The sequence below is a fragment of the Pseudomonas sp. CJQ_9 genome (genome assembly GCF_043106615.1).
GTDB lineage: Bacteria > Pseudomonadota > Gammaproteobacteria > Pseudomonadales > Pseudomonadaceae > Aquipseudomonas > Aquipseudomonas juntendi.
Genome location: NZ_JBICMS010000030.1, coordinates 1 through 1181 on the forward strand (window position 1 = coordinate 1; position 1181 = coordinate 1181).

The following is a 1181-nucleotide window of genomic DNA, read 5'->3' on the forward strand; positions in this document are numbered from 1 at the left end:
CCGAACCCGACTCCGGCTCAGACCACGATCAGTGATTCGGTCGACACCACCACCGCGACCCTCACTGCATCGCCGAGCGTGACCGAAGGTGGCGTGATCACCTACACCGTCACCCTGAGCAACCCTGCTCAGACGCCGGTAACCGTGACCCTGTCCAACGGCCAGACCGTGACCGTTGAAGCGGGCAAGACTCAGGGCAGTGTCGATTTCCAGACGCCGGCCAACGACGTCTACAACAACGGCTCGACCGTCAGCGTCACCATCGAGAACGCCACTGGCGGTAACTTCGAGCAACTGACCCCGAACCCGACTCCGGCTCAGACCACGATCAATGATTCGGTCGACACCACCACCGCGACCCTCACTGCATCGCCGAGCGTGACCGAAGGCGGCGTGATCACCTATACCGTGACCCTGAGCAACCCTGCTCAGACCCCGGTAACCGTGACCCTGTCCAACGGCCAGACCGTGACCGTTGAAGCGGGCAAGACTCAGGGCAGTGTCGATTTCCAGACGCCGGCTAACGACGTTTACAACAATGGCTCCACCGTTAGCGTCACCATCGAAAACGCCACAGGCGGTAACTTCGAACAACTGACGCCGAACCCGACCCCGGCTCAAACCACGATCAATGACTCGGTCGACACCACCACTGCAACGTTGACCGCGAGCCCGTCGGTGACCGAAGGCGGTGTGATCACCTACACCGTGACCCTGAGCAATCCTGCCCAGACGCCGGTTACTGTGACCCTGTCCAACGGCCAGACTGTGACCGTTGAAGCTGGCAAGACCCAAGGCAGTGTCGACTTCCAGACGCCGGCTAACGACGTTTACAACAATGGCTCGACTGTCAGCGTCACCATCGAAAACGCCACCGGCGGTAACTTCGAGCAACTGACGCCGAACCCGACCCCAGCTCAAACCACGATCAATGATTCGGTCGACACCACCACCGCGACCCTCACTGCATCGCCGAGCGTGACCGAAGGTGGCGTGATCACTTATACCGTGACCCTGAGCAACCCTGCTCAGACGCCGGTTACTGTGACCCTGTCCAACGGCCAGACTGTGACCGTTGAAGCTGGCAAAACCCAGGGTAGTGTCGATTTCCAGACGCCGGCCAACGACGTCTACAACAATGGGTCGACCGTCAGCGTCACCATCGAAAATGCTACCGGTGG

The 1181-nt window shown here is 60.4% G+C and carries 1 protein-coding gene; it reads left to right on the top strand.

Translation table 11 applies throughout. From position 1 onward, the window contains the following. A partial coding sequence (locus ACF8SD_RS05140; protein WP_392546464.1) for an immunoglobulin-like domain-containing protein occupies positions 1 to 1181 on the top strand: 1181 nt, incomplete at both ends.